The following is a 25,410-nucleotide window of genomic DNA, read 5'->3' as shown; positions in this document are numbered from 1 at the left end:
TCAGGAATGCGCTTGAGAAAGGTTGGTCAACTCTGGGCCCTGGGTAGGCGGCTCCTTGAGCACCACGCGCTTGATCGGGCCGACAATCACCAAGTAACTGAACACCGCCACCAGCGCGTTGGCGCCCACGAAGACCAGCGCCCATTTGAACGAGCCGGTGGTGCTGATGATGTAGCCAATCACAATCGGCGTGGTGATCGAGGCCAGGTTACCGAAGGTGTTGAACAAGCCGCCACTGAGGCCTGCGATTTGTTTCGGTGAGGTGTCGGACACCACCGCCCAACCCAGTGCGCCAACGCCTTTGCCGAAGAAGGCCAAGGCCATGAAGCCCACCACCATCCATTCGATGTCCACGTAATTGCACGCCACGATGCTGCTGGAAATCAGCAGGCCACCAATGATCGGCGCCTTGCGCGCGAAGGTCAGCGAATGGCCTTTGCGCAGCAGATAGTCGGAAATCACCCCGCCGAGCACTCCGCCGATAAAGCCGCAGATCGCCGGTAACGAGGCAATGAAGCCGGCCTTGAGGATGGTCATGCCACGCTCCTGCACCAGGTACACCGGAAACCAGGTCAGGAAGAAGTAGGTGATGCCGTTGATGCAGTACTGGCCCAGGTAGACGCCGAGCATCATGCGGTTGGTCAGGAGCTGGCGGATGTAATCCCACTTCGGCCCGTCGGTTTTCTTACCCTTGCCCTTGTCCTGATCCATATCGACCATCGCGCCATTGGCGGCGATGTGATTGAACTCGGCCTCGTTGATCATCGGATGCTGGCGCGGGCTGTGGATAACTTTCAGCCAGATCAGCGAGAAAACAATGCCGATCACCCCCATCACGATAAACACGTGCTGCCAGCCGAAGCGATAGACTATCCAGCCCATCAACGGCGCGAACAGCACCGTGGCGAAGTACTGGGCCGAGTTGAAGATCGCCGACGCAGTGCCGCGTTCAGCCGTAGGAAACCACGCCGCAACAATACGGGCATTTCCCGGAAACGAGGGCGCCTCGGCCAAGCCCACCATGAAGCGCAGCATGAACAGCGCGACCACCGCAGTGGAGACGCCAAACTCACCGACATAGCCTTGCAGCACGGTGAACAGCGACCAGGTGAAGATGCTCAGGGCATAGACTTTTTTCGAGCCGAAACGGTCGAGCAGCCAGCCACCGGGAATTTGCCCGGCCACGTAGGCCCAACCGAATGCAGAGAAGATATAACCGAGGGTGACCGCGTCGATACCGAGGTCTTTTTGCAGGCTGGAGCCGGCGATAGCGATGGTGGCCCGGTCGGCGTAGTTGATCGTGGTCACCAGGAACAGCATGAGCAGGATCAAATAGCGGACGTGGGTCGGCTTGGTCGCTTGCATGTAGAAGTACTCCCACTAATTATTTTTTTTGCGGGTAATGATTTTGTATTGCCTGGTTGCGCCTCCCCGTAGGAGCGAGCTTGCTCGCGAAGAACTTCAACGATCACGTGGGCATTCAGGATGCACGCGGTGAATTTGAGTTTTTCGCGAGCAAGCTCGCTCCTATAGAGAGGATGCTGCGTGTTACGAACCGATGTAGCTGGTTTTCACCACGGTGTAGAACTCTTGCGCATAGCGACCCTGCTCACGCGAACCATAGGAGGAGCCCTTACGGCCACCAAATGGAACGTGGTAATCCACCCCTGCCGTCGGCAGGTTGACCATCACCATCCCGGCCTGGGAGTGGCGCTTGAAGTGGTTGGCATATTTGAGCGAGGTGGTGGCAATACCGGCCGACAAGCCGAACTCGGTGTCATTGGCCATGGCCAGCGCCGCCTCGTAGTCCGCCACGCGCACCACGTTGGCCACCGGGCCGAAGATCTCTTCACGGCTGATGCGCATGCCCGCTTCACTGTCGGCAAACAGTGTGGGCGCCAGGTAATAGCCTTCGGTGTCGCAGGTCACCAGGCCGCCACCACTCACCAGCCGGGCACCTTCGCTCTGGCCGATGTCGATGTATTTCAGGTCCTGATCCAACTGGGCCTGGGACACCACCGGGCCAATATCGGTGCCGCTATTCAAAGCGTGGCCCACCTTGATCGACTTCATGCGCTCGGCCATGGCGGCGACAAACTGGTCGTGGATCCCCGCGGTGACAATCAAGCGGCTCGACGCGGTGCAACGCTGGCCGGTGGAGTAGAACGCACTCTGTACCGACAGCTCGACGGCCTGCTTGAGGTCGGCATCGTCGAGAATGATTTGCGGGTTCTTGCCACCCATCTCCAACTGCACCTTGGCCTGGCGCGATACACAACTGACCGCGATCTGACGCCCAACGCCCACCGACCCGGTGAAACTGATGCCATCGACTTTCGGGCTGTTGACCAACACGTCGCCGACCACACGGCCACTGCCCATCACCAGGTTGAACACACCGGCGGGGAAACCGGCGCGGGAGATGATTTCGGCCAAGGCCCAGGCGCAGCCCGGCACCAGCTCGGCAGGCTTGATCACCACGCAGTTGCCGTAGGCCAGGGCCGGGGCGATTTTCCACGCGGGGATGGCGATCGGGAAGTTCCACGGGGTGATCAGACCCACCACACCGAGGGCTTCGCGGGTCACTTCAACGTTGACGCCCGGGCGCACCGAAGGCAAGTAATCGCCCGAGAGGCGCAAGCACTCACCGGCGAAGAATTTGAAGATATTGCCGGCGCGGGTCACCTCGCCAATGGCTTCGGGCAGGGTCTTGCCCTCTTCGCGGGCCAGCAGGGTGCCGAGTTCTTCACGACGAGCGAGGATCTCGCTGCCGACTTTATCCAGCGCATCGTGACGCGCCTGGATACCGGAGGTGGACCACGCCGGGAACGCGGCGCGGGCAGCGTCGATGGCCGCGTTGACTTGGGCCACGTCGGCTTTGGCGTATTCGCCAATGGCGTCGGACACATCCGAGGGGTTGATGTTGGTGCAGTAGTCGGCGCCGGTTACCCATTCGCCATTGATGTAGTTCTCAAAACGCTTTGCCTGGGACACGAATCTTCTCCTGACGCAAAAGGCCGCTGATTGCTCAGCGGCCTTGTGGATAATTTATTGCGCGCCTTGCTTGTCGATCAGCGCGGCGAGGGCTTCGTACTCTTCCGGCAGCAGGTCGGTCAGTGGCGTGCGCACCGGGCCTGCGTCATAACCGACGATTTTCGCACCGGCCTTGACGATGCTCACCGCGTAACCGGCCTTGCGGTTACGGATATCCAGGTATGGCAGGAAGAAGTCGTCAATGATCTTGCCAACGGTGGCGTGATCTTCGCGGGCAATGGCGTGGTAGAAATCCATCGCAGTCTTGGGGATGAAGTTGAACACCGCCGAGGAGTACACCGGCACGCCTAGGGCCTTGTAGGCCGCGGCGTAAACCTCTGCGGTCGGCAAGCCACCGAGGTAGCTGAAACGGTCGCCCAGGCGACGGCGGATCGACACCATCAGCTCGATATCACCCAGGCCATCCTTGTAGCCGATCAGGTTCGGGCAACGCTCGGCCAGGCGCTCCAACAGCGGTGCGGTCAGGCGGCAGACGTTGCGGTTGTACACCACCACGCCGATCTTGACCGACTTGCACACGGCTTCAACGTGGGCGGCAACCCCGTCCTGGCTGGCTTCGGTGAGGTAGTGCGGCAGCAGCAACAGACCTTTGGCGCCGAGGCGTTCGGCCTCTTGGGCATACTCGATGGCCTGGCGGGTGGCACCGCCTACACCGGCCAGGATCGGCACGCTGGACGCACAGGTATCCACGGCGGTTTTCACCACCTGGGAATATTCGCTGGCCGCCAGGGAGAAAAACTCACCTGTGCCACCTGCGGCGAACAAGGCGCTGGCGCCATAAGGGGCCAGCCATTCCAGGCGCTTGATGTAACCCGCCTGGTGGAAATCACCCTGGGCGTTGAAATCGGTCACCGGGAAAGACAGCAGACCGTGGGAGAGGATGGACTTCAGTTCTTGTGGATTCATTATTCGAACACCCTGGGCGAAGACTTTCTAACGAAAGGTTGTTGTTGGTTTTGATGATGTCGTACGTCATCGTACAACTATAAATAGATTCGTCAACTGCAATTCATCCGGCGTAATCCCGCGAAGGCTTAAGACGCGGCTCTTGACGTAGGAAATTTCTCACCTATGATTCAGAAAGCTGTATGCATATACAGTTATCACGGAAGATTCCTACGACATAGCAAGGAGCTAACATGTCAGGTCTTGAACTCGCAGCACCCGAAAAAACACCACCTACCCTGCGCTTCGAAGGCGGTGAACACACCGCCATCGGCGATGACACCCTGCTTCGCTTCGTCAAGGACGCCCCGGCCATTCCTGCGCGCCAAGTCGAACTGCACCTGCCCAACGGGCTTGCGCTGACCTATGGCCAAGTGATCGCCCTGGGCGGCGACTTCTATGGCATCCCCGGCCAACCGATCAGCGAGGGCAATTCTCCGGCCGAGCGCGTGCAACGCTTCACCGCGGCCTTCAATTCTCTTGCCGTGTTGCCTGCTTCACGGGAAGAAGCGCAGAAGATCCTGGCGGTGATGCAAAAGGAGATCAACGCCGTCAACCAGGCGATCAAGGACGGCAAACAGCCTCATGAAGCCTATGACGCCTTGGGAGATACGTTGTCGGAGGAGTGGAACCGTATTACCGGTGGGGGCAGTGCTGTTTCGGCCCTCGTGCCGCTGGGCCGCTACCTGAAGCTGGCAGCGGACAACGCCGACCACTTCGGTGAATGGGCCCTGTCCGCCTACTTGGCCGGCCATACGGCAGCCTTGCAACAGGCAGTAGTGGCCCATCAGACCGGCACCGACCAGGCCCTGGAATTGGCCTACGCCATGAACAGCTTTGCCGATCATTTTTTGACCGACCTGTTTTCCGCCGGCCACCTGCGGGTACCGCGCAAACAACTGGCAGCGGTCGTGACGCCTGGAGAACTCGGCTCGCTGATCAGCCGCTTCATGCACGATGAAGACAGCAAATTCGGGCTCAAGGTGCGCAATGCCATGGGCGCTCAGTGGCATGCCTACGGCGACAAGCTCTACTTCGACAGCATCGACGCCGACAATCGCGTGCAGGTCAAACGGGCGGTACAGGCCTCGGCAGATGAAATCTTCGAAACCTTCATCAGCGGTATCGCGCCCTCCCCGGCTGAGTTCAAGGCACCGCTGTATGTGCCCGACCTGAACGCCGCGCAAAACCCGGCGAATAACTTCTCGCCGCTGTTCAAGATGGAGGGGGACAAGGTGCTGCGGCGCAAGGACGTCAACGATTTGAACGACAAGCACTGGACCAATGATTGGTGGGGGTGGAGTACGTACTTGCTGCTTAAAGACTACAAGCCAAACCAACCCGTCAACTAACGGCTGGCATGATCGTTCCCACGCTCTGCGTGGGAATACAGCCTATGACGCTCCGCGTCACCCTGCGAGGGCTTGAGAAATTCACGCGCATCGGGACGCGGAGCGTCCATAGAGGCGTTACCACGCAGAGCGTGGGAACGATCAGACCCGCTGCGCCTCTGCCTCTTCATGGGCATGGCGCAGTCGTTCGCGACTGTTGGTCAAATGCAAGCGCATCGCAGCCCGCGCCGCATCCGAATCCTGGCGGGCTATCGCCTCGTAGATCTCTTCGTGTTCGCGGCTCAAGCGGCTCATGTAGTGCTGTTGATCATCATGGGCCAGGCGCGCCGAATTCAGGCGGGTACGCGGAATGATGCTGGTGCCCAGGTGGGTCATGATGTCGGTGAAGTAGCGGTTGCCGGTAGACAGTGCAATTTCCAGGTGGAAGGCAAAGTCCGACGCCACCGCATCGCCGGCGTGGGCCGCACTTTCATTCAAGGCATCGAGGGCCGCACGCATGGCCGCCAGTTGCTCCTCGCTGCGACGCAGCGCCGCGAGGCCCGCAGACTCCACTTCCAGGCTGATACGCAGCTCCAGAATCGCCAGCACATCGCGCAAGGTCACCACGGTGGCCGGGTCTATGCGAAAACCGCTGGGGCTTGGCGTGTCCAGCACGAAGGTGCCGATACCGTGGCGAGTCTCGACCTGCCCCGCCGCTTGCAGGCGCGAGATGGCTTCACGGACCACCGTCCGGCTGACGCCATGGGCGTCCATGATCGCCGACTCGGTCGGCAGCTTGTCGCCGCGTTTGAGCTGGCCATCGCGGATCTGCTCGGACAACACCGTGACCAATTCCTGGGCAAGGCTGCGGCGCTTGCGGGGAAGACGTGGGGCGGCGTTGGCGTTTTCCATGATGAACCATCTTTCTCGACGAACTAAAGACCGCATCATAGCCCATGGTGGTTGTACGATCACCGTTCTGGCGCGACTTTCATCCATATCCTTCACGCAAAAAAAATGCCCCGACAGACGTCGGGGCATTTTTCAGATGGATCTGTAAGCGAAATCCGCCTACTTCACCACTTTCAAGCTTGGCCGACCGCTAGGGCGCGGCGGCTCGGTATCCGGTGGCGGTACATCATCACCGTCTTCGCCTTCGATCGTTTCGTCATCCTCTAAAGGCGACTCCAGATCGAACACCATGCCCTGGCCATTTTCCCGGGCGTAGATCCCGAGGATGGCACCGATGGGCACGAACAGCGTATGGGGCACACCGCCGAAACGCCCTTCGAAGCTCACCGCTTCGTTGTCCATGTGCAGGTGGCGCACGGCACTGGGCGATACGTTCAGCACAATTTGCCCGTCACTGGCAAAACCCTGGGGTACCTGAACCGCAGGAAATTCGGAATTGACCAGCATGTGCGGGGTGCAATCGCTGTCCACAATCCACTCATAGAGCGCGCGGACCAGGTAAGGTCGACTGGAGTTCATCAACGGCTCCTTAAGCCTTAGCGCATATCACGTTCGGCACCAGACAGACTTGCCTGGAAAGCCTCACGCGCAAACTGGCGCTCCATGTAATCAAGCAACGGCTTGGCCGGCCGTGGCAGTTCAATGCCCAGAATCGGCAAGCGCCAGAGTATGGGTAATAGGCAGCAATCCACCAAGCTTTGTTCCTCACTGAGGAAAAAAGGTTTATCGGCGAACAACGGCGAAACGCCGGTGAGACTCTCGCGCAATTCCTTGCGCGCCTGCACACGAGCGGCTTCTTTGGAACGCGAATCCAGGATCACATCCACCAACCCGCACCAGTCACGCTGGATCCGATGGATCAGCAGGCGGCTGTTGGCACGCGCCACCGGGTACACCGGCAGCAAAGGCGGATGAGGGTAACGCTCATCCAAGTATTCCATCACCACGGTCGACTCCCACAACGCCAGGTCACGATCGACCAGGGTGGGCAAGCTGCCGTAAGGGTTCACTTCGATCAGCTTCGGCGGCTGACGGCCCGCCTCCACACTGATGATCTCGGCGCTGACACCCTTCTCTGCGAGCACGATGCGTACTCGGTGGGAATAGTGGTCGGCGGGGTCGGAGTAACAGGCCAACCGGTTGGTCACGCCCATGGCGGTCCTCCTCGCTTGTTGAAATTATCGAAAGCTCAAAAACGAGCGCGCCCAGAAAGCATCCCTGTAACGTCCGGTTCAAACCGACGCTACGTGTTCAGAGATGCCGCTGGGCGCGCAAGATTAACAGCAATTGCTTACGGTTGGATCAATGCACATCCTTCCAGTATTCACGCTTGAGCAAATAAGCGAATACAAAGAAGAAAGCCAGGTACAGCAAGACGTAGGTACCGATGCGCTGATGCTGCAGTTTGACCGGGTTGGCCGAGTAGGCCAGGAAGGTCACCAGGTTCTTGACCTTCTCGTCGAACTGCTCTTCGTTCAGCGTACCGGTCTTGGGCACGATGGTCAGTTGATCGCACGCTTCATGGGTCAGCGGCGTGCCGGTCAACGGATCATATTGCTTCTTGCCGTCTTCAACGACCTGAACCTGTTTGCATCCTACCACCTGGCGCCCCTGCAGGCCGACCAGAACGTTCGGCATGCCGACGTTCGGGAAGACTTTGTTGTTCACGCCATAGGGGCGTGCAGGGTCTTCGTAGAAGGATTTGAGGTAACCGTAGAGCCAGTCGGTACCGCGTACACGAGCCACCAGGGTGAGGTCGGGGGGCGCGGCGCCGAACCAGGTCTTGGCGTCGGCCGGCTGCATGCCGATGTTCATGTGGTCGCCGATCTTGGCGCCTGTGAACACCGCATGGCTGAGCATCACCTCATGGGGAATTCCCAGGTCATCGGCAACGCGCTCGTACCGTTGGAACTTGGCGCTGTGGCACCCCATGCAGTAGTTGGTGAATGTACGCAGCCCATCCTGCATGGCGGCTTTGTCAGACACATCGATATCGACTTTTTCCAGCTGCGCACCATGTTCGGCAGCGAAGGACAGTAGCGGCAGCGCCGCAAGCACGAATGCAACGAGTAATTTTTTCATCAGCCAGTCACCCTTTCCGGAACCGGTTTGGTCTTCTCGAGCCGGGTATAGAACGGCATCAGAATAAAGTAGGCGAAGTACAGGAAGGTGCAGACCTGCGACAGCAAGGTCCGTTCAGGGGTGGGCGCCAATACACCCAACACACCCAGGATCACGAACGAAATGCAGAACACCCACAGCCAGATCTTGCTCAGCCAGCCTTTGTAGCGCATTGACTTGACCGGGCTACGGTCGAGCCACGGCAGCACGAACAGCACCGCGATGGCCGCGCCCATGGCGATCACGCCCATGAGTTTGTCGGGGATCGCACGCAAGATCGCGTAGAACGGCGTGAAGTACCAGACCGGGGCAATGTGCTCAGGTGTCTTGAAGGCGTTGGCCTGTTCGAAGTTAGGCTTCTCCAGGAAATAACCACCCATCTCCGGGAAAAAGAACACGATCGAGCAGAACACAAACAGGAACACGACCACGCCGACAATGTCTTTCACGGTGTAGTACGGGTGGAACGGAATGCCATCCAGCGGGATGCCGTTTTCGTCCTTGTGCTTCTTGATGTCCACGCCATCCGGGTTGTTGGAACCCACTTCGTGCAGCGCCAGGATATGCAATACCACCAGGCCCAGGATCACGATCGGCAAGGCCACCACGTGCAGGGCGAAGAAGCGGTTCAGGGTGATGCCGGAGATCAGGTAGTCACCACGAATCCACTGGGTCAGGTCGTTGCCGATCACCGGGATTGCGCCGAACAGCGAGATGATCACCTGGGCGCCCCAGTAAGACATCTGGCCCCAAGGTAGCAGGTAGCCCATGAAGGCTTCGGCCATCAGCGCCAGATAGATCAACATGCCGAAGACCCACACCAGCTCACGGGGCTTCTGGTACGAGCCGTAGAGCAGGCCGCGGAACATGTGCAGGTAGACGACGATAAAGAACGCCGACGCGCCGGTGGAGTGCAGCAGGCGCAGGATCGAGCCGTACTCGACATCACGCATGATGTATTCGACAGAGGCAAACGCCTCTTCCGCCGACGGCGTGTAGCTCATCGTCAACCACACGCCGGTGACGATCTGGTTGACCAGCACCAACAGGGCCAGGGAGCCGAAGAAGTAGAAGAAGTTGAAGTTTTTCGGCGCGTAATATTTGCTGAGATGGTCTTCCCACATTTTAGTGGCGGGGAAGCGCGCATCCACCCAATCCATGAACTTGCTCATCACGCGTTCTCCTTGTCGAGGCCAATGACAATGATGTCGTCAGATTCGTAATTGTGAGGAGGAACCGGCAGGTTCAGGGGGGCGGGCTGGGATTTGTAGACGCGGCCCGCAAGGTCATAGTGGGAACCGTGGCACGGGCAGAAATAACCGCCGACCCAGTCTTTGCCCAAATCGACAGGCGCCACTTCCGGGCGGAAGGTAGGTGAGCAACCCAGATGGGTACAAAGACCAACCAGCAGCAGAATCTCTGGCTTGATCGAACGTGCTTCGTTCTTGGCGTAGGCGGGCTGGTCGGACTTTTCGGATGTCGGGTCAGACAGCTGGCCTTCGATCTTCTTCAGATTCCCCAGGATTTCCTCGGTACGACGAACAATGAAAACCGGCTGGCCGCGCCACTCAGCAATCATCTGCTGGCCTGGCTCGATCTTGCTGACATTCACCTTCACCGGTGCACCTGCGGCTTTCGCCTTGGCACTGGGAAACCATGACCCCACGAACGGGACCGCAGCCCCCACCGCTCCTGCAGCACCCACCACGGATGTGGCTGCTACCAAGAAGCGACGCCGGCCTGCATTCACGCCGTCATTGCTCATTCAGTCCTCTCCCATCAGCTTTTTGGCCTGTTAAATCAGGCGTCTACTAAGTGTTGAATCTTTACTTATAAAAATTTTGACGGATGGTAATGAAAAGCCCCACGTATGACAAGGGAATTGCCCGGGGCTCCGTCTCCAGGCCTTGTAGTATAGGGGGTCTACGGATGTGGCAAGTTGTCACGGCAAAAAATGTGCATAAATCACAGGCAATAAAAAACGCCCAGCTCCGTGAGGAGCTGGGCGTTTTTGTGGAACGTAAAGCGAATTAACGCTTCGAGTACTGCGGACGCTTACGCGCTTTACGCAGACCGACTTTCTTACGTTCAACTTCACGAGCATCGCGAGTCACGAAGCCAGCTTTGCGCAGAGCGCCACGCAGGGTTTCGTCGTACTGCATCAGAGCGCGAGTGATACCGTGGCGGATTGCGCCAGCTTGACCACTTACACCGCCACCGATAACGGTGACGTAGATGTCGAACTTTTCAACGGTCTCGGTCAATTCCAGCGGCTGACGAACTACCATGCGGGCAGTTTCGCGGCCGAAGAAGTTGTCCAGGGAGCGGTTGTTGATCGAGATGTTACCAGTGCCCGGACGCAGAAAAACGCGTGCGGTTGCGGTTTTGCGACGGCCAGTGCCGTAATTTTGAGTCGCCGACATAATGAACTATTCCGTTAAAACTTCAGTTCTTGGGGCTGCTGAGCAGCATGAGGGTGTACAGCGCCCGCATAGACTTTCAGCTTGCGAAACATATCGCGACCCAGTGGGCCCTTAGGCAGCATGCCTTTGACCGCGATTTCGATCGGGGCTTCAGGCTTCTTGGCAATCAGGCCTTCGAAGTTGGAAGACTTGATACCGCCTGGGAAACCGGAGTGACGGTAGTACATTTTGTCGCTTGCTTTGTTGCCGGTTACACGAACCTGCTCAGCATTGATGATGACGATGTAGTCGCCGGTATCAACGTGCGGGGTGTATTCAGGCTTGTGCTTGCCACGCAGACGGCTGGCGACTTCAGTGGCCAGACGACCCAGGGTCTGACCAGCGGCGTCGACGACAAACCAGTCGCGCTGAACTGTTTCCGGTTTTGCAGTAAAAGTTGTCATTCTTTAATAGCCTCAGGGGCCGCCTGTAAATTTAGACGGCGGATCTTACTGAATAGTGCGTACTTTGACAAGGTCAAAGGCAGCCGGATACAGACGCTATCGGGGGCTCGGGTCGGCGCGTCCGTTCAACGGCAAGATTCTTCGGCAGGCGGCGCATCACTTCCACTGCAGAAAGAGGTGGGCAATTATGCAGATTGCGAAAAAAAATTCAACCTGCTTTTATGATTGTTTTCCCCCGAAGGAGTACCCGATGGATTACCGACAGCTGGGCCGCACCGATCTGAATGTCAGCGCGATCGCGTTGGGCACCATGACCTGGGGCGAGCAGAACAGCGAGGCAGAGGCCTTCGCGCAGATCGAACGGGCCAAGGCCGCGGGGATCAACTTCCTCGACACAGCAGAAATGTACCCGGTGCCGCCCAAGGCCGACACCTACGCCACCACCGAGCGCTACATCGGCAACTACTTCAAAAGCCGTGGTGACCGCGCCGACTGGATCCTTGCCAGCAAAATCGCCGGCCCCGGCAACACCATCGACTACATCCGCGATGGCCACCTGCGCCACAACCGCAAGCACATCGGCGCAGCCCTCGACGCCAGCCTCAAGCGCCTGCAGACCGACTGGATCGACCTCTACCAACTGCATTGGCCGGAGCGCAGCACCAACTTCTTCGGCCAGTTGAGCTACAAGCACAAGGACGAAGACGACCTCACGCCACTGGAGGAAACGCTCGAAGCCCTGGATGAACAGGTGAAGGCCGGCAAGATCCGCCACATTGGCCTGTCCAACGAAACGCCGTGGGGCACCATGAAGTTCCTCGCCCTGGCCGAAGCCCGCGGCTGGCCACGTGCAGTGTCGATCCAGAACCCCTACAACCTGCTCAACCGCAGCTTTGAAGTGGGCTTGGCAGAGGTTGCCATTCGTGAGCAGTGCGGCTTGCTGGCCTATTCGCCTTTGGCGTTCGGCATGCTCAGTGGCAAGTATGAAGACGGCGCACGTCCGGCCAAGGCGCGCCTGACCGAGTACAGCCGTTTCAGCCGCTACTTCAACCCGCAATCGGAAGCGGCGTGCAGCCGATATGTGGCGTTGGCGCGCAAGCATGGCCTGGACCCGGCGCAGATGGCGCTGGCGTTTGTGACACAGCAGCCGTTTGTGACCAGCAATATCATTGGGGCCACATCACTGGAACAACTGGACAGCAACATCGCCAGTGCCGAACTGAAATTGTCGAAAGAGGTGCTGGAAGGGATTGAGGCGATTCAGAAGGATCATCCGAATCCAGCACCTTGATTGATCCGCACTGATCGTTCCCACGCTCTGCGTGGGAATGCCGCCTTGGACGCTCTGCGTCCGCTTTCAGAGTCGTGACGCGGAGCGTCACATGAGGCGTTCCCACGCGGAGCGTGGGAACGATCAATCAAGAGCACCTAACAATCAAAGCGCCCGCGCAATGATCTCCTTCATGATCTCATTGGTCCCCGCATAAATGCGCTGCACCCGCGCATCCGCCCAGGCCCGGGCAATCGGATATTCCCACATGAAGCCGTAGCCGCCATGCAACTGCACGCACTCATCGAGCACCTTGCACTGCAGGTCGGTGGCCCAGTACTTGGCCATCGCCGCCGTGGGCACGTCCAGCTTGCCTTCCAGATGCAAGGCCATGCACTGATCGACAAACACGCGGCCAATCTGAATCTCGGTGGCCATCTCCGCCAGCTTGAACCGGGTGTTCTGGAAATCGGCAATCGCCTTGCCGAACGCCTTGCGCTCTCGCGTGTACTCAAGGGTCCATTGCAACGCCGCTTCGGCTGAAGACAGCGCGCCAATCGCCACGGTCAGGCGTTCTTGTGGCAGTTCCTGCATCAGGTAGGCAAAGCCCATGCCCGCCTGGCCCAGCAGATTTTCCTTGGGCACGCGCACATCCTGGAAGAACAGCTCCGAGGTGTCCTGCGCCTTCATGCCGACTTTCTCCAGGCGCTTGCCCTTGTCGAAGCCCGGCGTGTCGGCTTCCACCAGGAACAGACTGGTGCCCTTGGCGCCAGCCTTGGGGTCGGTCTTGGCGACGACAATCACCAGATCGGCCAGGTAGCCGTTGGTGATAAAGGTCTTGGAGCCGTTGATCACGTACTCATCACCCTCCAAAACCGCTGTGGTCTTGACGCCCTGCAGGTCGGAACCAGCGCCCGGCTCGGTCATGGCAATGGCCGTGACCATCTCCCCGGAGATCAACTTGGGCAGGTACTTGTGCTTCAGTGCTTCACTGCCGTAATGCAGGATGTAAGGCGCGACGATATCCGAGTGCAGGGAAAAGCCGATGCCGGTCAAACCCAGGCGGCTGACTTCTTCGATCACCACCGCGCTGTAGAGAAAATCCGCGCCCAGCCCGCCATATTCCTCCGGCAGGTGGGAACACAACATGCCCGCCTCCCCCGCCTGGTTCCACAGGTTACGTTCGATATAGCCCTGCTTTTCCCATTGCCCGTGGAAGGGCACGGCGTGCTTTTCGAGGAAGGTGCGCACGCTCTCACGGAAGAGTTCGTGCTCCGAGCTGAACAAGGTTCTGGGGATCATGGGTCACCTGCGTGGATTGTCGGACAAGGACGAGCCCACAGAGCCTATGCCCCGAAGGCGTCACGGGACACTGGACACATGCGACAAAAAATAAGACGATCCAGCCGTCTGGTGACCACTTTCCCCTATAAGAATAAATGAAATTATGTCTAACCAAATCTCCACGCCGTTGCGGCGCGTCAGCATTTTGGCCATTGATCGGGTATTCGCTTCAACCCTCATGCAAGCCAAGGATTTCTTCCATCTCGCCAGCCTGCGTCATGGCAAACAGCAAGGCCTGGGCCTGACCCCAGGGTTCGAAACGCGCCTGGTCAGCCCCGACGGCCAGTCCGTGCGCAGCTTCAGCGATGTGATCATGCCGGTGGACGGCGGCCTCGAAGACGCCGACATCATTGTGCTGCCAGCTTTCTGGGACGACTTCGATGCCCTGTGCTCGCGCTACCCGCAAGTGCTGCCGTGGCTGCGCGAACAGCACGCCCGCGGCGCCGTACTCTGCGGCGAGGCCACCGGGGTGTTCTGGCTGGCCGAAGCCGGGCTGCTCGATGGCAAGGAGGCGACCACCTACTGGCGCTTCTTCAATGCCTTCAGCGAGCGTTTCCCCAAGGTGCAGCTCAATCAGGACAAGCACCTCACGGATGCCGATAACCTGTATTGCGCCGGCGGCACCACGTCGGCCTGCGACCTTTATATCTACCTGATCGAACGCTTCTGCGGCGCCAACATCGCCCAGGCGGTGGCCCGCGACATTCTCTATGAGGTGCAGCGCAACTATTCACCGGGGCGGATCGGGTTTGGCGGGCAGAAGCTGCATCAGGACGTGATCATCCTGCAGATCCAGCATTGGCTTGAAGAGCACTTTGCCGACAAATTCCGCTTTGAAGACGTTGCCCGGGAACACGGCATGAGCATCCGCAACTTCATGCGCCGCTTCCAGACCGCGACCGGTGACAAGCCGCTGCACTACCTGCAGCGCCTACGCATCGAAACGGCCAAGGGCTTGCTCTCGGGCAGCCGCAAGAGCATCAAGACCATCAGCTACGAGGTGGGTTACGACGATGCGAGTTTCTTTGCGCGGCTGTTCAGGCAGCACACGGAGTTGTCGCCGAACCAGTACAGGCAGCAATTCCAGCAAGCCGCCTGACCTCAGACCAACACAAACCATTGTGGGAGCTGGCTTGCCTGCGATGACGGTGTATCAGCCAGCCTATAGTTGGCTGATACACCCCCATCGCGGGCAAGCCGGCTCCCACATTAGATCTCCATTGAGCCGGAGATTGATTAAGGCTTGTGCCCGCGCGACAGGAACTCGTGGGACTGCATCTCCAGCAAACGGCTCAGGGTGCGCTGGAATTCGAAATTCAAGCGGCCGCCGGTATAGAGGTCCTTGAGTTCGACTTCCGCCGAGATGATCAGCTTGACGTTACGGTCGTAGAACTCATCGACCATGTTGATGAACCGTCGGGCGATATCGTCGGTGGTCACGCCCATCTGTTCCACACCACTCAAGATCACGGCGTGGAAGATCTTGCCCAGCTCGATGTAATCGTTCTGGCTGCGTGGCCCATCGCACAGTTGGCGGAACTCGAACCAGGCCACGTCATCGCAGGTGCGCAGCGCGATGATTTCGCGGTTCTCGATCATCAGCTTGTCGTTTTCCACCGCTTGCGTGCATTCCGGCGTCAGCGCACGGAAGCTTTTCTTCAGGCTTTCGTGCGCCGCTTCGTTGAGCGGGAAGTGGAACAGCTCGGCTTGCTCCAGGTGACGCAAGCGGTAGTCGACGCCGCTGTCGACGTTGACGATATCGGTGTTCTGCTTGATCAGCGCAATGGCCGGCAGGAAGCGCGCACGTTGCAGGCCGTCCTTGTACAGGCCATCGGGCACGATGTTCGACGTGGCCACCAGGGTCACACCGTTCTTGAACAGTTCTTCCATCAGCGTGCCGAGGATCATGGCGTCGGTGATGTCAGAGACGAAGAATTCATCGAAGCAGATCACCCGGGCCTCTTGGGAGAAACGCTTGGCGATGATGGTCAGCGGGTTTTTCTCGCCCGGCAGGGTCTTCATCTCTTCGTGCACGCGCTTCATGAAGCGGTGGAAGTGCGTACGCACCTTTTCCTTGAACGGCAGCGCTTCAAAGAAGGTGTCTACCAGGTAAGTCTTGCCACGGCCCACGCCGCCCCAGAAATACAGGCCCTTGACCGGCGTGTGGTCTTTCTTGCCAAACAGCTTGCTGAACATCCCTGGCTTGCTTTGCGACGCGGCCACGAGGTCCTCGTACAGGCGCTGCAAATGACGCACGGCATTTTCCTGGGCCGCGTCGTGGAAGAACTCGGGGCGTTTCAGATCAGCTTGATATCGTTCTAGGGGCGTCATAATTTCGTTAGCAAGGCAACAAAAACGGGCCGACACTGTAACGACGGCCCTGGATAATGGCAATCAACCCTTGGTCGGGTTAATCCTCGATTGGGGCTAACGCAGCGCGCAAGGCTTCGATGGCCGCGTCACGCGATGCTTCATTGGCGTACTCGGCACTGTCAGCTACTGCGGCGCCGTCCAGCCATACGCTGAAGCCCAAAGCCTCGGCGCGTACGTCCAGCGCATCGCCAATTTGCAGTTGCTTGGTCACCGCGCCGGCTGCTTTGCCATCGGTAAAGTTGCGCGACAACAGCAATTGCTCGCCGTCGGCGGCCAACAGGCGGAAGCGGAAGCTGCCATCGTCTTCACGGAAGCTCACAAACCGTGCAGCCTTCGCTGCTTTTTTCTTGGTGGCGACCGGCGCCGCCGCCTGGTTGACGAACGAACGCAGGCCCACCGCTTCACGCAGCTCGGCCAGGAACGGTGCCGCCACAGCGCGGGCCTTCTTGGCGCCGACCTGCAGCAGGTCCTCCATGTCCGATGGGCGCGCCATCAGTTGATGGTAACGCTCGCGCGCTTCGCCGAGCTGGCCGTCGAGCAGTTGGAACAGACGGTTCTTGGCCTCGCCCCAGCCCAGGCCTTCTAGCAGCTCACCACGGAATTGGGCTTCCTGGGCCTTGGTCGCGAACGCCTGGTACAGGGTGAACAGGTGCGAATTGTCCGGATCCTTGGCTTCGCCTGGCGCGCGGGAGTCGGTGACGATCCGCGAGATCGCGTCCTTCATGTCCTTGGCGCTGGTGAACAACGGGATGGTGTTGTCGTAGCTCTTGGACATCTTGCGACCATCCAGGCCTGGCAAGGTGGCCACGCTTTCTTCGATCAGCGCCTCGGGCATGGTGAAGAATTCTTTACCGTTGCCGAACAGGTGGTTGAAGCGCTGGCCGATGTCGCGGGCCATTTCCACGTGCTGGATCTGGTCGCGGCCCACCGGCACCTTGTGCGCATTGAACATCAGGATGTCCGCTGCCATCAGCACCGGGTAGCTGTACAGGCCCATGCTGATGCCCGCATCCGGGTCTTCACCGTTTTCCACGTTCTTGTCCACCGAGGCCTTGTAGGCATGGGCGCGGTTGAGCAGGCCCTTGGCGGCAACGCAGGTCAACAGCCAGGTCAGCTCGGGGATTTCCGGGATGTCCGACTGGCGGTAGAAGGTCACCCGGTTCACATCCAGGCCACCGGCCAGCCAGGTCGCGGCGATTTCCATACGCGAGCGCTGGATGCGCTGCGGGTCATCGCATTTGATCAGGGCGTGGTAGTCGGCCAGGAAGTAGAAGGAATCGGCATTCGCGTCTTCGCTGGCGAGGATCGCCGGGCGAATCGCACCGGCGTAGTTGCCCAGGTGCGGCGTGCCGGTGGTGGTGATGCCGGTGAGGATACGGGTACGGGTCGTCATGGGTGATCGCTTGTCATCAATTCGAAAGGCGTGGCAGCACCAGATCCTTGAGATCGGTCAGCTTGCCGTGAAAAAAGTGTCCGCATTCTGCCACTTTCAGCAACTCATGGGGGCGTTTGAGGGCGGCGGACCAGTCGTAGACCAGCTGCGGGTCAACCACTTCGTCGCTTTCCGGTTGGATCAGGGTCAACGGGCAGCCCAGCGGTAACGCGTCGGTATCGCGCAGGCGCATCACCGCAGCGGCGATCATGAACAGGTGTGCGAGCTTTTCACCTTTGGCTTCCAGGCGGCCGCCGAGGCTGGCGGCCACATACCCACCGAAAGAAAAACCGAGCAAGGTGATTGGCAGGTCCGGGTGCTTTTCCCGCAGCCAGGCGGCGGCCGCTTCAGCATCGTCCACCTCACCGCTGGCCATATCGTGAGTACCGGCACTGGCACCCACGCCACGGTAATTGAAGCGCAAAGTAATCAAACCCGCATCGCGGGCAGTGCGTTGCAGGGTCGAGACGACCTTATTGAGCATGGTCCCCCCCTGCACCGGGTTAGGGTGGCAAACCAGCGCCAGGCCACGTGGTTCGGGGTGATCCAGGTACAAGGCTTCCAATTGGCCTACCGGGCCATCGATCAAAACGGGGGTTTCACGCATGAGCAAGGATGAACTCCGTGACCTCTCAAGGGGTCGACTCGTCTAGCTAAAGTCTGCGCATGGCATCATTGCGAGCTTAATCGCGGTATACAGCGCAGGTTTGAGCCGTTAACGTAAAGCAAAGCCGTTTATAGAGGAAGGACTCGTGGAACACTCGCTCTTAGTTTGGTTGTTGCCGACTCTTGCCCTGGTTGCCGGTGTCGCCATTGGTTTCCTGGTTGCCCGCCTGCTGCCGAATGCCGCGCCTAACCGCACGCAGCGTCAGCTGGATGACATTCAGGAACGTTTTGACAGTTATCAGAACGAGGTTGTTACCCACTTCAACAGCACCGCGACCCTGGTCAAGAAGCTCACCCAGAGCTACCAGGAAGTACAGGATCACCTCGCCGATGGCGCTAACCGCCTGGCCCTCGACGACATCACCCGCCAGCGCCTGCTGGCCGCGCTGCATTCCGATGCACCGCAAACCCCACGGGAACGCCTGACCCCGCCTCGGGAAAACCAGGAGCCACCACGGGACTACGCGCCAAAGACGCCGAACGCTCCAGGCATGTTGGATGAGCATTACGGCTTGAAGAAGTAAGTCATCTTCGAGCAACAAAAAGCCCGGCTGATCGATGATCAGCCGGGCCTTTTGTTGGGTGCCTGAACCATCAGACAACACCATGCCCCTGTGGGAGCTGGCTTGCCTGCGATAGCGGTGTGCCCGTTGACACACCTGCCTCAGGCACTCCGCCATCGCGGGCAAGCCCGGCTCCCACATTGAGCGAGCAGGCACTCAAGTGAGTTGTTGTTCCTGCAACCGCCCACCGTCGATGCGCACATGCCGCCCATGGAAACGCTTGAGGCTGCTGCGGTGGCCGACGCTGACGATGCTCAACTCCGGCAACTCATCAATCAACGCTTGGTACAGGGTTGCCTCGTCTTCTTCATCCATGGCCGAGGTTGCCTCATCCATGTACAGCCATCGCGGTGCAAACAACAACGCGCGGGCAAAGGCCAGGCGCTGTTGCTCGCCGGGCGAGAGCATGCGTTGCCAGTGGTTGGCTTCATCCAGGCGGCTGACCAAATGGGGCAGGCGACAGGTTTCCAGCACCTGTGCATAACGTTCTGGTGAATAGACGCTGTCGTCCTGTGGATAACTCAACACGGCCTTGAGCGTACCAATCGGCAGGTAAGGCTTTTGCGGCAGGAACAGGTAGCGCGTCGCCGGCAAGCGAATGCTGCCATGACCGGCGGGCCACAGATGCCCCATCGCCCGCAGCAAAGTGCTCTTGCCGCTGCCGGAACGCCCGCTGAGCATGACGCGCTGACCAGGCTCCACGGTCATGTCGGCGTCGGTGAGCAAATGGCGGCCGTCGGCCAGGTCCATGCCCAGGTCCTTGATCACCAGGCGCTCGCCTTCAGGGCGCACGTCGATCGCCGGCGTGCGTTGCTCGTTGTCGCTCATGGCCTGCTGGAAACTCAGCAGACGGTCGCTGGTGGCGCGCCATGTCGCCAGCTCCGAATAGGCGTTGATAAACCAGCTGAAGTTCTCTTGCACGTTGCCGAACGCCGAGTTGATTTGCATCAGCTCGCCCAGCTCGATCTTGCCGGTGAAGTAGCGCGGCGCGGCGACGATAAAGGGGAAGATGATCGCGATCTGGCTGTAGCCAGCGGTGAAAAAGGTCAGGCGCTTGGACACTTTCATGATGTCCCAGAAGTTCTGCCAGACCTTGCCGAAGCGCGAACTCAGGCGTTGCCTTTCATTCGGCTCGCCGTTGTACAGGGCAATACTTTCGGCATTCTCACGCACCCGCACCATGGAAAAACGCAGGTCCGCTTCGAAGCGTTGCTGTTGGTTGCTCAGGCCGATCAAGCGCCGGCCGATCAAGTGCGTCAGCCAACTGCCCACAGCGGCGTACAGCAGTGCACACCAGAACATGTAACCGGGGATGGTGACGCCGAACACTTCGATGCTACCCGAGACGCCCCACAGGATGATCGAGAATGACACCAGGCTGACCACGTTACGCAGCAACCCAAGGCCCAGGCTCAAGGTACCGGAGGTGAAGTTGTTAAGGTCTTCGGAAATCCGCTGGTCCGGGTTATCGGTGTAGCCGCCCTGCTCCAGCTGGTAATAATTCTTGTGGGCCAGCCAACGGCTGAAGTGTTTTTCGGTGAGCCAGGCGCGCCAGCGGATTGTCAGCATTTGGGTCAGGTAAAGGCGGTACACCGCGCCGAGTATCGCCACCGCCGCGATCCCGCCGAAATAGCCGATCAGTTGCCAGAAGGCCGCGGTGTCTTTCTTCTCCAGGGCGTTGTAGAAGTCTTTGTACCAGTGATTGATCCACACGGAGATCGCCACGCTGAACAGCGACAGGCCAATCACTGCGGCCAGCAGCAGCCAGGCCCTGCCCTTCTCTTCACTGCGCCAATAGGGTGTGATCATCGCCCAGGTTCGGCGGAAGAATTGCCCACGCACCGCGTCGTTGACCGCGCGATATTCAGCATTCTGATTCATCGTTCAGGCTCGGTAGGAAAAAGTCACAGGCGTTTGAACCGATCATAGGTGATCGGTTCGTGCGTCCGTGCAGCCTGAAGCGAGTTGTTCAGTCGCCGTTCAGCGTCGTACCGGGCGCTTCTGCAACTTGCGTTGCAGCGTGCGGCGGTGCATGCCCAGGGCGCGGGCGGTGGCGGAGATGTTGCCTTCGTGTTCGGTCAACACGCGCTGGATGTGTTCCCACTGCAGGCGGTCCACCGACATCGGATTTTCCGGCACCAGGGTGTCGAGGTCGGCATGCTCGGACAGCAAGGCGGCCAGCACGTCGTCGGCATCCGCGGGTTTGCACAGGTAATTGCAGGCGCCGCGCTTGATCGCCTCGACGGCGGTGGCGATGCTGGAGTAACCGGTGAGGATCACCACGCGCATTTCCGGGTCGAGTTCCAGCAGCTTTGGCAGCAGCACCAGGCCCGAGTCGCCGTCCATTTTAAGGTCGAGGGCGGCGTAGTCCGGCAGGTCGGCCTGGGCGATGGTCAGGCCCTCTTCGGCAGAACCTGCGGTGCTGACGCGAAAACCGCGCCGGCTCATGGCGCGCGCCATCACGCGGGTAAAGGTCGCGTCGTCATCTACCAGCAACAGGTGCGGCAGTTCTTCGCCTTCGACTTGGATCTCGTCACTCATCGATATCTCCTCGTGCGACACGGGGCAGGCGCAGCTCGGTGAGCGTGCCACCTTCCTCATGACTATAGAGCTTCACTGAGCCGCCCGCGCGGGTCACGCTGGCCTTGCTCAAAAACAGGCCCAGGCCGAAGCCTTTGCCCTTGGTGGTAAAGAAGGGTTTGCCGATTTGCTCGGCAATGGCCAGCGGCACGCCCGCGCCGTGGTCACGAATGCTGATGGTGACGTTTTCCGCGTCCCAGTCCAACTGCACCCCGAGGCCTTCAGGGCAGGCGTCGGCTGCATTGTTCAGCAAGTTGAGCAGCGCCTGGGTCAAGTCCGGCGGCGGCGCCATGCGCGGTACGCTGCCTTGGCCCAACAAGTTGAAACGGTAACTGGCTTCGGGGCGCATCAGGTGCCAGCGGTTGAGCGCCTCATCGAGCCACTGGGTGACATCTTGCATTTCGACCGCCAGACGGCGGTTGGCTTCGGCGGCGCGCACCAGTTGCTGGAGTGTCAACTTGCACTGTTTGACCTGCTCCTGCAGTACGCTCAAATCATCCTGCAGGGCCGGATCGTGATGGTCCTGGGTCATTTCCTTGAGCAGCACGCTCATGGTCGCCAGCGGCGTGCCCAACTCATGGGCGGCGCCAGCGGCCTGGGTGGCAACGGCCAGCAGTTGCTGGTCACGCAGGCCCTCTTCACGGCGAATGGCGCGCAGTTCTTCCTGGCGGCGCAATTCTTCGGCCATGCGCGCGGCAAAGAAGGTAATGACTGCCGCAGACAAGGCGAAGCTCAACCACATCCCGTAGATCTGCAGGTTTTCCCGGGCGATCGGGAATGTCTGCAAGGGGTAGAACTGCGCCAACAGCAGGGTGTACAGCGTCAGCGCAATGCCCGACAGCACCACCGAATAGCGCCACGGCAGGGTGACGGCAGCGATGGTCAAAGGCACCAAGTAGTAGGAGACGAAGGGGTTGGTAGAACCACCGGAGAAGTACAGCAACACGCTGTGGATAAACAGGTCGCAGGCCAGTTGCAAGGCGTATTCCAGCTCGGTCACAGGCCAAGTGGTGCGCAGTCGAATGGCGGTGAACACACACAATACGGTGGAGAACCCCAGGGTCACGGCCAATTGCAGCCAGGGCAGCGGCAGCAGGTCGAACCAATAGGCAAGCCCGACGGAACCGGCCTGTGCGGCCAATACCAGGGTGCGAATGAACGTCAGGCGCCAAAGGTTCTGGCGGGTGGCGGAAGTCAGTTTTACGGCGGCGAGCATGAGCTCTCCTGATGAGCGCTGCAGGTATATCGCACCGAGTATAACCAAGACACGAGGACGGCAGGGCTTATGCGGCAAACCGCCACAGCGCGGCCTTCTCCTGCCCACATAATTTGGCGCATTACTTACAGGAACCAAGGTGAGCATCGGACCACCCAGAGGCCTACCGCCCACCGATGGGCATCATCATGCCTCGCCACGCAGGAACGCTTTCATGCAGATGAATAACGCACTCCCCACTCAAAGGCCCTACACCGCTGAACCGCCATCAGGTGCCACTCTTAGCCGCCAGCGACGTGCGATAGACCAGAGCCCAAACAACGAGCAATACCTCGTGGAAAGCGTGCGCAGGGATTTATCCAATAACGGTGGTGACGGTTACGAACTCGTCAGCGTGAACCACGATCCCGGCAAGACGGTGGGAGCCCATGACAAAACAATTGTACCCGTGGATGTGGGGATCAATATCGACAGCGCCAGCAATGCCGAGAACCTGGCCTTGGCCTTCAAGTCGGTAACGCAAGATGCCGCGCAGACGGTCAAGCAACTGTTCAAGGACAAGTGGAACCTGGACATCGACCCGGACAGAACGTATCTGACGACGTTCAACTACAACACTACCGGCAAGCCGCCCTACCCGGCCAAGCTGGTCGAACAGATTACGCTGACGGACGCCCTGGTAAAAAACAGCCAGACTACGCCCGAAGGAAGGGGGGCGCTGGTTCCTCATTATGCCGGCGGCCCAGCAGTGAGGCTGGTCGATCACCTGCCCCATATTGCACCAGGCGTATTCGACGTCGCCGACCGATTCAACCCCAATCGCGAGTCGGCCCACATTACCCACACCTACCAAGGCATTTATACCGCCTCCACGCCCGGCACCCCGCAGGTCTATGCGCCTTCAACCCAGCTGTCAGTGTCGCCAAAGGACTTCAAGGAGCAAGTCTGGGCCACCGACTTCCAGCGCCCCTACATCGAGTTCCTTAACGACTTCTGGGACAAGCACGACCGTCAATACCCTATTGTGGCCAAGGCGGCACTCGTCAAAGCTGCACACTCGCAACATCAGGAGGGCAGCCTGACGCAGGAAGACAAACAACTGGTCCTGCGCGCAGCGGGGCTGCCTGGCAACACCCTGGCCTGGGCCGATACGCTGTTCAACGACCTCACACGCCCGACGCGGCCCGATCCTGGACTAGACGTAGGCCTGTTGAGCGTAGGGCAATACAAATCCACCGACCTGATGGTGATCACCGACAAAAACACCCGCCAGGGTGCCGATGGCAAACCGATCAACCGCACACTGCTGGTCATCCCGGGCAACTCTTCGCCAATCCACGCTTTTGACAGCGTAGAGCAAATGAAGCAGTGGTTGGCGAGCCAGGCCGCAGACCCGGAAAAACTCAAGGCACTGGAAGGACACTTCACCTTCAAGGACTTGAACAGCGGCCCGTTCAAAAGCGGCGTGCGTGAAATGCTCAAAGGGATGGCCGTGTGGCCCAAATATGCGCACCACCGTACCTGGCCTCCTGCAACGACCTTGAGCCTCCAGCGCTTCAACGCCACCGGGCGTTCAAATACCGGCCCTGATATCGACGCCACCGCCGATGTCTTTCAACAGATCGGCCAACGCCAATACGATCGGTCGTTCGACGACGCCAAGTCGCAGATCACCTCCGATGCCGACGTCACCAAAGCCAATATCCTGTCGGGCCTCAGCAAGGCAGCCATGATCGCGATGCTCTTTGCCCCGGTGGCCATCGCCGTGCCCGAAGTGGCTTTGGCGTTGGATGGGCTGTACATCGCCTCGGGTATCACCGAAGCAGGCATTGGCGCCGACGATTTGGCCAAGGGCAAACCCGGCGGCGTCGGTCATTTGATTTTTGGCGTGCTCAATGCCGCGCTGCCTGTAGCCACACGCCTGGTGTCCCAGGCCGGTACAGTGGTGGAAGAAGGGGCCTCGGCCAGTTCGCAACGCCCTGTTGGGCAGCCAGTGACTGATGCCCATCCGGGCAAGCCCTCGGTCGACCTTAACGTCGACAATAACTTTGCCTCCTTACTCCCCGAATCGGAACCTGTGGCGCCGGTCTCCGAAACACTGTCGACGGACGGTAAGTTGGTCACCCTCACGGGCACCAAGGATAACCTGGTCAAAGTCGAAGACAACCTGCACATTTTCACCGACATGAATAAAAATGGCCTGGAGCATCGCCTCAACATCATTGGCCATGGCGATGGCACCCATATTTATTACAAAGGTGGCAAACACACCCCGCAGGGGTTGTACAACACGCTCAAGCGCAATGGCATCTTCCCGGAGAGCTATGACAATATTCGCATTCTGAGCTGTTACTCCGGGGCGCAGGGCGAGAACTCCTTCGCCGCTCAATTTCAGCGGCTCACCGGACGCCCAGTGAAAGGCTATGTAGGTGAACTGACTGCCAGGTACTCGCCCGAAGAGATCCTGGGAGATAACCAGACAATCTACGAAAGTGGCAAACCCCCTGTAACCTTCGATCATCCCAGTCCCGACGATGGCGTTTCGGGTAAAGAATTCAAGCCGGTGAAGACCAACCCGTATTCGATTTTCGATCACCCGTTCAAATGGTGGAATTTCAGCTACAAGCCTGTGACGTTTACTCCAAAAGGGGCCAACCTGTAACAGGGTCCTCGCGTG

The 25,410-nt window shown here is 59.4% G+C and carries 23 protein-coding genes; 5 read left to right on the top strand and 18 right to left on the bottom strand.

The window, feature by feature from the left end; genetic code table 11:
• The 3 genes from ACP7CZ_RS18500 to kdgD all read right to left on the bottom strand — a co-directional run bounded on the left by ACP7CZ_RS18500 (position 1) and on the right by kdgD (position 3,960).
• On the bottom strand, positions 1-1,365 hold the full coding sequence (locus ACP7CZ_RS18500) for an MFS transporter (protein WP_003188541.1): 1,365 nt from the start codon (positions 1,363-1,365) through the stop codon (positions 1-3).
• Between the two features lie 183 nt (positions 1,366-1,548).
• A complete protein-coding gene (locus ACP7CZ_RS18495; protein ID WP_294161809.1) occupies positions 1,549-2,994 on the bottom strand; it encodes an aldehyde dehydrogenase family protein in 1,446 nt (481 codons plus the stop codon).
• Between the two features lie 54 nt (positions 2,995-3,048).
• On the bottom strand, positions 3,049-3,960 hold the full coding sequence (gene kdgD, locus ACP7CZ_RS18490) for a 5-dehydro-4-deoxyglucarate dehydratase (protein ID WP_003188537.1): 912 nt from the start codon (positions 3,958-3,960) through the stop codon (positions 3,049-3,051).
• Positions 3,961-4,193: 233 nt separating this feature from the next.
• Here kdgD and ACP7CZ_RS18485 point away from each other — a divergent pair, with 233 nt between their 5' ends.
• Positions 4,194-5,351, top strand: coding sequence for a phospholipase (locus ACP7CZ_RS18485; RefSeq protein WP_259038639.1), 1,158 nt, complete (start codon positions 4,194-4,196; stop codon positions 5,349-5,351).
• 141 nt (positions 5,352-5,492) lie between these two features.
• Here ACP7CZ_RS18485 and ACP7CZ_RS18480 read toward each other — a convergent pair whose 3' ends face one another.
• The 8 genes from ACP7CZ_RS18480 to rplM all read right to left on the bottom strand — a co-directional run bounded on the left by ACP7CZ_RS18480 (position 5,493) and on the right by rplM (position 11,289).
• Positions 5,493-6,242, bottom strand: a complete 750-nt coding sequence (locus tag ACP7CZ_RS18480) for a FadR/GntR family transcriptional regulator (protein ID WP_054897029.1) — start codon at positions 6,240-6,242, stop codon at positions 5,493-5,495.
• A gap of 159 nt (positions 6,243-6,401) precedes the next feature.
• On the bottom strand, positions 6,402-6,821 hold the full coding sequence (locus tag ACP7CZ_RS18475) for a ClpXP protease specificity-enhancing factor (protein ID WP_294161805.1): 420 nt from the start codon (positions 6,819-6,821) through the stop codon (positions 6,402-6,404).
• 17 nt (positions 6,822-6,838) lie between these two features.
• Positions 6,839-7,456 carry a glutathione S-transferase N-terminal domain-containing protein gene (locus tag ACP7CZ_RS18470; RefSeq protein WP_003188529.1) on the bottom strand — a complete coding sequence of 206 codons (618 nt, stop codon included), beginning with the start codon at positions 7,454-7,456 and terminating at the stop codon, positions 6,839-6,841.
• Between the two features lie 148 nt (positions 7,457-7,604).
• Positions 7,605-8,384, bottom strand: a complete 780-nt coding sequence (locus ACP7CZ_RS18465) for a cytochrome c1 (RefSeq protein ID WP_014716911.1) — start codon at positions 8,382-8,384, stop codon at positions 7,605-7,607.
• On the bottom strand, positions 8,384-9,595 hold the full coding sequence (locus ACP7CZ_RS18460; RefSeq protein ID WP_003188526.1) for a cytochrome b: 1,212 nt from the start codon (positions 9,593-9,595) through the stop codon (positions 8,384-8,386). The genes ACP7CZ_RS18465 and ACP7CZ_RS18460 overlap by 1 nt, the downstream gene beginning before the upstream one ends.
• Complete coding sequence (gene petA, locus ACP7CZ_RS18455; RefSeq protein WP_003188524.1) at positions 9,595-10,188, bottom strand: ubiquinol-cytochrome c reductase iron-sulfur subunit; 594 nt, start codon at positions 10,186-10,188, stop codon at positions 9,595-9,597. Before petA ends, ACP7CZ_RS18460 begins: the two co-directional genes overlap by 1 nt.
• 265 nt (positions 10,189-10,453) lie before the next feature.
• Positions 10,454-10,846 carry a 30S ribosomal protein S9 gene (gene rpsI / locus ACP7CZ_RS18450; protein WP_002555064.1) on the bottom strand — a complete coding sequence of 131 codons (393 nt, stop codon included), beginning with the start codon at positions 10,844-10,846 and terminating at the stop codon, positions 10,454-10,456.
• A gap of 14 nt (positions 10,847-10,860) precedes the next feature.
• Positions 10,861-11,289 (bottom strand): 50S ribosomal protein L13, encoded by a 429-nt coding sequence (gene rplM, locus ACP7CZ_RS18445; protein WP_003188508.1) that lies wholly within the window; start codon positions 11,287-11,289, stop codon positions 10,861-10,863.
• Positions 11,290-11,539: 250 nt separating this feature from the next.
• Here rplM and ACP7CZ_RS18440 point away from each other — a divergent pair, with 250 nt between their 5' ends.
• On the top strand, positions 11,540-12,580 hold the full coding sequence (locus ACP7CZ_RS18440) for an NADP(H)-dependent aldo-keto reductase (protein WP_072447065.1): 1,041 nt from the start codon (positions 11,540-11,542) through the stop codon (positions 12,578-12,580).
• A 144-nt stretch (positions 12,581-12,724) separates the two neighbouring features.
• Here ACP7CZ_RS18440 and ACP7CZ_RS18435 read toward each other — a convergent pair whose 3' ends face one another.
• Positions 12,725-13,861 carry an acyl-CoA dehydrogenase family protein gene (locus tag ACP7CZ_RS18435; RefSeq protein WP_057976851.1) on the bottom strand — a complete coding sequence of 379 codons (1,137 nt, stop codon included), beginning with the start codon at positions 13,859-13,861 and terminating at the stop codon, positions 12,725-12,727.
• A 220-nt stretch (positions 13,862-14,081) separates the two neighbouring features.
• On the opposite strand from ACP7CZ_RS18435, the gene ACP7CZ_RS18430 reads away from it, so the two are divergent.
• Positions 14,082-15,002, top strand: coding sequence for a GlxA family transcriptional regulator (locus ACP7CZ_RS18430; RefSeq protein ID WP_169918830.1), 921 nt, complete (start codon positions 14,082-14,084; stop codon positions 15,000-15,002).
• Positions 15,003-15,139: 137 nt separating this feature from the next.
• Here ACP7CZ_RS18430 and zapE read toward each other — a convergent pair whose 3' ends face one another.
• The 3 genes from zapE to ACP7CZ_RS18415 form a co-directional block, all read right to left on the bottom strand.
• Positions 15,140-16,234 (bottom strand): cell division protein ZapE, encoded by a 1,095-nt coding sequence (zapE, locus tag ACP7CZ_RS18425; RefSeq protein WP_003188500.1) that lies wholly within the window; start codon positions 16,232-16,234, stop codon positions 15,140-15,142.
• Positions 16,235-16,313: 79 nt separating this feature from the next.
• Positions 16,314-17,669, bottom strand: a complete 1,356-nt coding sequence (locus tag ACP7CZ_RS18420; protein WP_294160928.1) for a tryptophan--tRNA ligase — start codon at positions 17,667-17,669, stop codon at positions 16,314-16,316.
• Between the two features lie 16 nt (positions 17,670-17,685).
• Positions 17,686-18,315, bottom strand: a complete 630-nt coding sequence (locus tag ACP7CZ_RS18415) for an alpha/beta hydrolase (protein ID WP_054897033.1) — start codon at positions 18,313-18,315, stop codon at positions 17,686-17,688.
• Positions 18,316-18,460: 145 nt separating this feature from the next.
• Between ACP7CZ_RS18415 and ACP7CZ_RS18410 the strand changes: the two genes are divergently transcribed.
• The gene (locus tag ACP7CZ_RS18410) at positions 18,461-18,898 is read left to right on the top strand and encodes a YhcB family protein (protein WP_003171734.1); all 438 of its coding nucleotides are present in this window, start codon (positions 18,461-18,463) and stop codon (positions 18,896-18,898) included.
• A gap of 195 nt (positions 18,899-19,093) precedes the next feature.
• Here ACP7CZ_RS18410 and ACP7CZ_RS18405 read toward each other — a convergent pair whose 3' ends face one another.
• The 3 genes from ACP7CZ_RS18405 to ACP7CZ_RS18395 form a co-directional block, all read right to left on the bottom strand.
• Complete coding sequence (locus ACP7CZ_RS18405) at positions 19,094-20,818, bottom strand: ABC transporter ATP-binding protein/permease (protein WP_054897034.1); 1,725 nt, start codon at positions 20,816-20,818, stop codon at positions 19,094-19,096.
• 99 nt (positions 20,819-20,917) lie between these two features.
• On the bottom strand, positions 20,918-21,478 hold the full coding sequence (locus tag ACP7CZ_RS18400; protein ID WP_003171731.1) for a response regulator transcription factor: 561 nt from the start codon (positions 21,476-21,478) through the stop codon (positions 20,918-20,920).
• The gene (locus tag ACP7CZ_RS18395; RefSeq protein WP_003188495.1) at positions 21,471-22,733 is read right to left on the bottom strand and encodes an ATP-binding protein; all 1,263 of its coding nucleotides are present in this window, start codon (positions 22,731-22,733) and stop codon (positions 21,471-21,473) included. The genes ACP7CZ_RS18400 and ACP7CZ_RS18395 overlap by 8 nt, the downstream gene beginning before the upstream one ends.
• Before the next feature lie 214 nt (positions 22,734-22,947).
• Between ACP7CZ_RS18395 and ACP7CZ_RS18390 the strand changes: the two genes are divergently transcribed.
• Positions 22,948-25,395, top strand: a complete 2,448-nt coding sequence (locus ACP7CZ_RS18390; RefSeq protein WP_294160836.1) for a dermonecrotic toxin domain-containing protein — start codon at positions 22,948-22,950, stop codon at positions 25,393-25,395.
• Positions 25,396-25,410: the final 15 nt, after the last annotated feature.

Origin of the sequence: Pseudomonas sp. DWP2-2 (assembly GCF_049897065.1) — a bacterium.
Taxonomy (GTDB): domain Bacteria; phylum Pseudomonadota; class Gammaproteobacteria; order Pseudomonadales; family Pseudomonadaceae; genus Aquipseudomonas; species Aquipseudomonas paracarnis.
Note: the sequence above shows the minus strand (reverse complement) of the source record. Positions and strands in the feature narration are given on the sequence as shown.